The sequence below is a fragment of the Micromonospora sp. DT41 genome, from assembly GCF_049841715.1.
In the GTDB taxonomy this organism is placed as follows: Bacteria; Actinomycetota; Actinomycetes; order Mycobacteriales; family Micromonosporaceae; genus Micromonospora; species Micromonospora profundi.
In genome coordinates, this window is record NZ_JBNCKU010000063.1 from 1 (window position 1) to 260 (window position 260).

1 protein-coding gene is annotated in these 260 nt (G+C 68.8%); it reads left to right on the plus strand.

Annotated features, from left to right (window positions below):
* Positions 1-18: 18 nt before the first annotated feature.
* Positions 19-260, plus strand: a 242-nt coding sequence (locus tag ACLQ23_RS31615) for a CDGSH iron-sulfur domain-containing protein (protein ID WP_425881543.1), incomplete at its 3' end; no start/stop codon positions are given.

The window sequence follows — 260 nt, forward strand, 5'->3', positions numbered from 1 at the left end:
GCCGATCGTCTGGCCGAAGTGGTACGGCGCTGCCCCTCGGGTGCGCTGCAATACGAACTTGTCGACGGCGGGGCGGAAATCCCGGATGAACCCTCGCGGATCACCCGCAACTCCACCGGACAGCTGGTCGTCCGGGGCAAGTTGAGCGTGGACACACCGGAAGGCCCACGCGCCGAGACGAGAACCGTCCTGTGTGGGTGCGGGCAGAGCGGTCTGCAGCCGTACTGCGACCACGCGGGGCCCTGCGGTCAGACGCCACG